The organism is Variovorax sp. 01T439_2, assembly GCF_056398445.1.
The window spans coordinates 1-7,556 of record NZ_JBFTPJ010000195.1 but is presented as its reverse complement, the minus strand read 5'-3'; the positions used below and the strand labels follow the sequence as shown (position 1 = coordinate 7,556).

Sequence of the window (7,556 nt, the reverse complement as noted above, 5' to 3'; positions counted from 1 at the left end):
GTCGACGTGCTGTGCCTGCAGGAGCTCAAGATGAGCGACGACAAGTTCCCGCTCGACGTGCTCAAGTCCGCCGGCTACGAGGCCGCCGTGTTCGGCCAGAAAACCTACAACGGCGTCGCCATCCTGAGCCTCGCGCCGATGCGCGACGTGGCAAGGAACATCGGCGGCTTCACCGACGACCAGTCCCGCGTGATCGCGGCCACGGTCGAAACGCCGGCGGGTCCGCTGCGCATCGTGAACGGCTACTTCGTCAACGGCCAGGCGCCGGGCACCGACAAGTTCGAATACAAGATGGGCTGGCTGCGCGCGCTGCGCGAATGGCTGCGCGCCGAAATGGCGGCGCATCCGAACCTGGTGCTTCTGGGCGACTTCAACATCGCGCCCGAAGACCGCGACAGCTTCGACCCCGTGGGCCTGGCGGAAACCATCCATCACACGAGCGAGGAGCGCGAGCATTTCAAGGCGCTGCTCCAGTTGGGGCTGGTCGACAGCTTCCGCCTCTTCGAGCAACCCGAGAAAAGCTTTTCGTGGTGGGACTACCGGATGCTCGGCTACCAGAAGAACCGGGGCCTGCGCATCGACCACATCCTGGTGAGCGAGCCGCTGGTGCCGCGCGCCAAGGGCTGCATCATCGACCGCGTGCCGCGCAAGTGGGAAAAGCCGAGCGACCACGCACCGGTGGTGCTCGATCTCGACCAGGGAATTTGATGACCATGACCCTTCGCACCCTCACGATCATCGCGGCGGCGCTCGCGCTCGCCGCCTGTTCCGCATTCAAGCCCGCGGACAAGGCCGGCGACGGCAAGTCGCCCGCTACCGCCACCGACGAAGTGCCCGGCACAAGGGGCGACGTGCCGACCGTGCGGCTGATCACCGCGCAGACGCCCGCCGTGCGGGCCTACCGCAAGACCGGCGCGCGCCAGATCTACAAGGCCTATCCGCAGCGCATCTACAAGGGAAAGATCCCACCGCTCGTCTATGCGGTGGTGGTGGTCGAGACCGATATCGATGCCGAAGGGAACGTCAAGAACGTCACCTTCAGCCGCGTGCCGAGCCATGCGCCCGAGGTGCCGGGCAAGATTGCAGAACTCATCAAGGCGGCGTCCCCGCTGCCCAGTCCGGGGCGCCTGGGCGGCCACACCTACGTGGACACCTGGCTCTGGGACAAGAGCGGCAACTTCCAGCTCGACTCGCTGACGCTGGGCCAGCGCAGCCGGTAAGTAGGCTCGCCCCCAGTCTTCGCGCACTTCGTGTCGCTGCGCCAACCCCCTACCGGGGGCAACACCAGCGGCCCGGCAAAGCCGGTTCCGCGGTGTTCCTGGAAGGGGCCAGCTGCCCTCTCTCTCTATCCGAGGCAGCCCTACTCGATGCCCAGTTCCTGGATCTTGCGGGTGATGGTGTTGCGGCCGATGCCCAGCTTCTGAGCGGCTTCGATCCGTCGGCCGCGGGTGTTGGCCAGCGCCGTGAGGATCAGCCGCGACTCGAAACGGCGCGACAGCACATCCCAGACGTCGGTGCGCCCGGCCGCAAGCAGCGCCTGGGCTTCGATCTCCAGGCCGCTCTCCCAGCTGCTTGCGCCCACCAAACCTTCAGTGGCTTCAGGTGCAGCGCCGCCCGCCGCCGGTGCCGCTTCGCGCTCGAGCCCGGGCGACGGCAGCGGTGCGGCTTGCACGGGCACCGCGGTGGCGGCCGTGCCTTCCGCGGCTTGCACCGGCGCACCGGCCGCCGCGGCCATGACTTCCGGCGGCAGGTCCTTGGCCTCGATCAGCTGGGCCGGTGCCATCACGGTCAGCCAGTGGCAGATGTTCTCGAGCTGGCGCACGTTGCCCGGAAAGCTGAACGACGCCAGCTTGGCCAGCGCCGCATCGGAAATGCGCTTGGGTTCGACGCCGAGCTGGCGCGCGCTCACCTGCAGGAAATGGCGCGTGAGCGCCGGCACGTCTTCGCCGCGCTCGCGCAGCGCCGGCAGGCGCAGGCGGATCACGTTGAGGCGGTGGAACAGGTCTTCGCGGAAGCCGCCGAGCTTCACGCGCTGCTCGAGGTCCTGGTGCGTGGCCGCGATCACGCGCACGTTGGCCTTGACCGAGTTGTGGCCGCCCACGCGGTAGAAGTGCCCGTCGCTCAGCACGCGCAAGAGGCGCGTCTGCAGGTCGAAGGGCATGTCRCCGATCTCGTCGAGAAAGAGCGTGCCGCCCTCGGCCTGCTCGAAGCGGCCGCGCCGCATGGTCTGCGCGCCGGTGAAGGCGCCGCGCTCATGGCCGAAGAGTTCGCTCTCGAGCAGGTCCTTGGGGATGGCCGCGGTGTTGATGGCCACGAAGGGGCCGTTGGCACGCGGCGAATGCTTGTGCAGCGCGCGCGCCACCAGTTCCTTGCCCGAGCCCGATTCGCCCGTGATGAGCACCGTGACGTTGCTCTGYGAGAGCCGGCCGATGGCGCGGAACACGTCCTGCATGGCGGGCGCCTGGCCCAGCATTTCGGGCGCGGCGACCATGCGCTCCTCGGCCACTTCCTCGCGCTGGCTTTCGTCGACGGCGCGGCGGATCAGTTCGACGGCGCGCGGCAGGTCGAAGGGCTTGGGCAGGTATTCGAAGGCACCGCCCTGGAACGCCGAAACGGCGCTGTCGAGGTCGGAAAACGCCGTCATGATGATGACGGGCAGGCCCGGGTGCTTGGCCTTGATCTTGTCGAGCAGGTCGAGCCCGGAGCCGCCGGGCATGCGGATGTCGCTCACCAGGACCTGGGGGCCCTGCTGTTCATCGTCGTCGGCGAGTTCGAGGGCGGCCAGCACCTCGCGCGCGTTGGTGAAGCTGCGCGTGGGCAGGTCTTCGCGCAAAAGGGCCTTCTCCAGCACGAAGCGGATCGATTGGTCGTCATCAACTATCCAGATCGGCTTCATGCATCTCCTTGTTGCCGTGGCTGCTAGGGCAGCGGAATCAATATCTTGAAATCGGTTCGGCCCGGGACGCTGTCGCACTCGATCACGCCGTGATGCTGTTGCACGAAAGTTTGTGCAAGCGTCAATCCAAGCCCGGTCCCGCCCTCCCTGCCCGAGACGAGCGGATAGAAGATGCGGTCCTTGATCGTGTCCGGCACACCCGGTCCATTGTCGATGACATGCAATTCCAGTGCCAATCGATACCACTGCTTGTTGAATATCACCTGCCGGGCGATGCGGGTCTTGAAAGTGATCTGCGCATCGCCCGCGGCGCGGCGCTCGGCCAGGGCCTGCGCCGCGTTGTGCACGATGTTGAGCGTGGCCTGGATGAGCTGCTCGCGGTCGCCGCGGAATTCGGGAATCGACACGTCGAAGTCGCGCTCGATGTGCAGGTCGCGCGGAAACTCCGCAAGAATGACCGAGCGCACGCGCTCGCAGACTTCGTGGATGTTCACGTCGCCCACCACGTGCGGGCGCCGGTGCGGTGCCAGTAGCCGGTCGACCAGCGTCTGCAGCCGGTCGGCCTCGTGGATGATGACCTGCGTGTATTCGATGAGGTCGCGCGATTCGACCTCCATCTGCAGCAATTGCGCCGCGCCGCGGATGCCGCCGAGCGGGTTCTTGATCTCGTGCGCAAGGTTGCGGATGAGCTCCTTGTTGGCCTGCGCCTGGTCGAGCAGGCGCTCCTCGCGGTCCTGGCGCACCTGCTGCTCGAGCGGCGACATCTCGATGATGAGCTCGCCCGTCTTGTCGCCCTGCGCCAGCGTGACCTGCACCGGCATCAGCTCATGATTGACGCGGCGCAGGAAGGCCTCGTAGCGCAGCGTGGCGAAGTCGTTGCTGCGCGCACCGTCGATGGCGGTGCGAAGCACGTGCGGCTCGTGAAAGCAGGCACCGAACTGAGAGCCTTCGAGCGTGCGGCGCGAGGTGCCCAGCGCGTCTTCGAGGGCCGCATTGGCAAACAGCACCGAACCGTTGGTGCTGACCACCGCGATCAGCGTGGACAGCAGGTCGAAGGACTGAAAGCGCGGAGTGGCGCCGGCCGCCTTCTTCCCGAACGCCATGGCCCTACTGCTTGGCCGGCAGGCGGCCGAGTTCGCGGCGTATGCCCGCGATGTCGCTCTCATTGCGGGCCAGCTCTGCCTTCATTTCAGCCACGCGATCGAGGTACTTCTGGTAGTTGCGGCCTTCGCTGCCCTGCTTCTCGGGCTCGCCGTTGTTGTATTCCTTCTGCAGCTCCGCCTGGCGGGCCTCGGCCTTCTTGAGCTCGGCTTCGAGCACCGAGCGGGCTTCGCCATCGCGTGCGCGCTGGTCGACGCCTTCGACGCGCGGACTGCCCGCGGGCGCACGAGAGGCTGCGGGCGCCGAGTTGCCGCCAGCCGAACCGCCGCCCGAGGGCTTGGTGCCCTGCACGACGGTGACGTTGCCGCCTTCCATGACCTTGCAGCCCTTTTGCTGGGCGATGGTCGAATTGTTGGTGTATTCATTGCCGCAGCGCCACACGCGCTCCTGGGCGAGCGCAGGCAAGGCGACCAACAATGAACCGGCCAGGAAAATGAGAGAAGCAGTCTTCATGAGAATCGGTAGTGGCGCGACAAAGGTGCATTTTCCTGCAATTCGACGCCACTGGTGACAAGATGTTCCGCGCCAGTAAAAAAGGACGGCCAAGCCGTCCTTTTCGATTCCCTTCCAGCAACACCGCGGAACCGGCTCCGCCGGGCCGCCGGTGTTGCCCCCTAGAGGGGGAGGCGGCTGCACGAAGTGAGCCGCTTCGGGGGTGGGCCAATTACAGCGAGTAGTACATGTCGAACTCGACCGGATGGGTCGCCATGCGGAAGCGCGTGACTTCCTGCATCTTCAGTTCGATGTACGCATCGATGTAGGCATCGGTGAACACGCCGCCCTTGGTCAGGAACGCACGGTCCTTGTCGAGGTATTCCAGCGCCTGGTCGAGGCTGTGGCACACGGTCGGGATCAGCGCGTCTTCTTCCGGCGGCAGGTGGTACAGGTCCTTGCTGGCGGCTTCGCCCGGATGGATCTTGTTTTCCACGCCGTCGAGGCCGGCCATCAGGAGCGCAGCGAAACCGAGGTACGGGTTCATCAGCGGATCGGGGAAGCGCGCTTCGACGCGGCGACCCTTCGGGTTGGCCACGAACGGAATGCGGATCGAGGCCGAGCGGTTCTTGGCCGAGTAGGCCAGCTTCACCGGGGCTTCGAAGCCGGGCACCAGGCGCTTGTAGCTGTTGGTGCCGGGGTTCGTGATGGCGTTCAGTGCACGGGCGTGCTTGATGATGCCGCCGATGTAGTGCAGCGCGAAGTCCGACAGGCCCGCATAGCCGTCGCCGGCGAACAGGTTCTTGCCGTCCTTCCAGACCGACTGGTGCACGTGCATGCCCGAGCCGTTGTCGCCGACGATGGGCTTGGGCATGAAGGTGGCGGTCTTGCCGTAGGCGTGGGCCACGTTGTGGATCACGTACTTCTGCAGCTGGACCCAGTCGGCGCGCTGCACCAGCGTGCTGAACTTGGTGCCGAGCTCCATCTGGCCGGCGTTGGCCACTTCATGGTGATGCACTTCGACCGGGATGCCGAGCGATTCGAGCACCAGGCACATTTCCGAGCGCATGTCCTGGAAGCTGTCGACCGGGGGCACCGGGAAGTAGCCGCCCTTGACTGCGGGACGGTGGCCGGTGTTGCCGTGCTCGTATTCCTTGTCGGTGTTCCACGAGGCTTCTTCGGAGTCGATCTTCACGAAGCAGCCCGACATGTCGTTCTTCCAGCGCACGCCGTCGAACACGAAGAATTCGGGTTCCGGACCGAAGTAGGCGGTGTCGCCCAGGCCCGAAGCCTTCATGTACGCCTCGGCGCGCTTGGCGAGCGAACGCGGGTCGCGCTCGTAGGCCTTGCCGTCGGCGGGGTCGATCACGTCGCAGGTCAGGATCAGCGTCGTTTCTTCGAAGAAGGGATCGATGTTGGCGGTGTTCGGGTCGGGCATGAGCTGCATGTCCGAAGCCTCGATTCCCTTCCAGCCAGCGATGGACGAGCCGTCGAAAGCATGGCCCGAAGTGAATTTGTCTTCATCGAAAGCCGAGACGGGCACGGTCACGTGCTGCTCTTTGCCGCGGGTGTCGGTGAAGCGGAAGTCGATGAACTTGACCTCGTTTTCCTTGACGAGCTTGAGTACATCGGCGACGGTCTTTGCCATCAGTTTCTCCTGAGTTGGATGGTGGTTAGGAATACAGGGACGGAGGATGCAGTTTCTATGCCATTGTCGCCGCTCGGGAACAGGCTTCGACGGCAGGCGCAAACCCCAAAAAAAGGCGAATAATCACCAAATTGGTGCAATAAAAACTACCGCACCAATTCCGGGCCAAGCTTCGCATCATAGGCGTGCAGGCCCTCGATCAGCTGCGCGTAGGCGGCGTCCAGGCGGGTGGGGTCGCCTTTCACGCCAAGTTCGATGTGGCGGCCGTACTGCGGATGGTCGACGCTCGGCAGGCTGAACACCTTGATGCCGGCGTGCGCCGTCTCGATCGCGAGCATCAGCGGCGTGAGCGTTGCCTCCATCGCGCCGAACACGATGACCGACTTCTCGGCCGACTGGCCGCTGGTGAACAGGTGCGCATAGCGGCTGTCGAGCACCGACTCGATCATTGGCCAGGCCATGACCGGAAAGCCCGGCACGAAGTGGACGTGCTCGACGCTGAAGCCCGGGATCTTGTTGTAGGGGTTGCGGATGATCTCGGCGCCCTTCGGGAACACGCCCATGTTGAGGCGGTGGATGTTGTCGGGGCGGTCGGGCTCGTAGGCAATGCCCTGCTCGCGCGCGGTGTCCTGCATGCGCTCGCGGATCAGCAGTTCGGCCTCGGGATGCAGTTCCAGCGGCACCCGCAGGGCTTGCGCGGCGCACTGGCGCGTGTGGTCGTCCGGCGTGGCGCCGATGCCGCCGGTCGAGAAGACGATGTCGCCCGAAGCGAAGGCCCGGCCGAGCGCGGCGGTGATGCGCGTGGGCACGTCGCCGACGTATTCGGCCCAGCCGAGCTGCAGGCCGCGCGCGGCGAGCAGTTCGATGACCTTGGGCATGTGCTTGTCGGCGCGCTTGCCGGAAAGGATTTCGTCGCCGACGACGATCAGGCCGAATGCACGGGTCATGGGGATTTCCATTGGGAGAGAAGGGCCTGGTCGGCCTCGGCCGCGGGTGCGCCGCCGGGCGGACCGGAAGAAGCTGCGGCGGCCCCGCGTTGCGCGCGAAGCTGCGCCAGCGCGTCGAGGCAGTAGTGGCCGAACCAGAGCGCCGAAAACGCAAACACCAGCGTGTAGATCCAGATCGCGAGCGGCACCAGCACGAAGAAGGCGGCGGCAAACAGCAGGCCGGAGGCCCAGACGATGCTGGGCGCCGCGCCCAGGTAGCCGCACAGCACGCCGATGCACAGCAGCGGCAGCCGGTGCGCGCGCAGCAGTGCGGCGCGCTCCTCGGGGCTCGCGTGCTCGGCCAGCGCGTCGAAGCTCATCACGCGGTAGGTGAGCCAGCCCCAGATCAGCGGCGGCAAGATGAGCACCAGCGGCGGAATGAGCCAGAGCGGCATCGACACCACGAGCGCGAGCAGCGCCAGCAGCGTGAGGC

The 7,556-nt window shown here is 66.0% G+C and carries 8 protein-coding genes; 2 read left to right on the top strand and 6 right to left on the bottom strand.

Translation table 11 applies throughout. The annotated features are described in order from the left end of the window. The coding region (xth, locus tag AC1DOC_RS11645; protein ID WP_478129825.1) for an exodeoxyribonuclease III at positions 1-708 on the top strand (708 nt) is incomplete at its 5' end. Next, positions 708-1,220, top strand: a complete 513-nt coding sequence (locus AC1DOC_RS11640; protein WP_018903076.1) for a hypothetical protein — start codon at positions 708-710, stop codon at positions 1,218-1,220. The genes xth and AC1DOC_RS11640, both read left to right, overlap by 1 nt. 140 nt (positions 1,221-1,360) lie before the next feature. Here the strand turns inward: AC1DOC_RS11640 and ntrC are convergent, their stop codons facing one another. The 6 genes from ntrC to AC1DOC_RS11610 form a co-directional block, all read right to left on the bottom strand. Beyond that, on the bottom strand, positions 1,361-2,896 hold the full coding sequence (gene ntrC, locus AC1DOC_RS11635; protein ID WP_018903077.1) for a nitrogen regulation protein NR(I): 1,536 nt from the start codon (positions 2,894-2,896) through the stop codon (positions 1,361-1,363). Between the two features lie 23 nt (positions 2,897-2,919). Continuing rightward, positions 2,920-3,999, bottom strand: coding sequence for a nitrogen regulation protein NR(II) (gene glnL, locus AC1DOC_RS11630; RefSeq protein WP_012746777.1), 1,080 nt, complete (start codon positions 3,997-3,999; stop codon positions 2,920-2,922). Between the two features lie 4 nt (positions 4,000-4,003). Then, the gene (locus tag AC1DOC_RS11625) at positions 4,004-4,510 is read right to left on the bottom strand and encodes a hypothetical protein (protein ID WP_012746776.1); all 507 of its coding nucleotides are present in this window, start codon (positions 4,508-4,510) and stop codon (positions 4,004-4,006) included. Between the two features lie 211 nt (positions 4,511-4,721). Continuing rightward, complete coding sequence (glnA, locus tag AC1DOC_RS11620; RefSeq protein WP_012746775.1) at positions 4,722-6,137, bottom strand: type I glutamate--ammonia ligase; 1,416 nt, start codon at positions 6,135-6,137, stop codon at positions 4,722-4,724. 146 nt (positions 6,138-6,283) lie between these two features. Then, positions 6,284-7,084: a competence/damage-inducible protein A gene (locus AC1DOC_RS11615; protein ID WP_018903079.1), complete on the bottom strand. Its 801-nt coding sequence runs from the start codon at positions 7,082-7,084 to the stop codon at positions 6,284-6,286. Further along, on the bottom strand, positions 7,081-7,556 hold a 476-nt coding region (locus AC1DOC_RS11610), incomplete at its 5' end, for an EI24 domain-containing protein (protein WP_478129824.1). The genes AC1DOC_RS11615 and AC1DOC_RS11610, both read right to left, overlap by 4 nt.

Coding starts and splice junctions, on each gene's coding strand:
- AC1DOC_RS11615 (WP_018903079.1), bottom strand. CDS start 7,084: ATGACCCGTGCATTCGGCCTGATCGTCGTCGGCGACGAAATCCTTTCC.
- AC1DOC_RS11640 (WP_018903076.1), top strand. CDS start 708: ATGACCATGACCCTTCGCACCCTCACGATCATCGCGGCGGCGCTCGCG.
- glnA (WP_012746775.1), bottom strand. CDS start 6,137: ATGGCAAAGACCGTCGCCGATGTACTCAAGCTCGTCAAGGAAAACGAG.
- glnL (WP_012746777.1), bottom strand. CDS start 3,999: ATGGCGTTCGGGAAGAAGGCGGCCGGCGCCACTCCGCGCTTTCAGTCC.
- AC1DOC_RS11625 (WP_012746776.1), bottom strand. CDS start 4,510: ATGAAGACTGCTTCTCTCATTTTCCTGGCCGGTTCATTGTTGGTCGCC.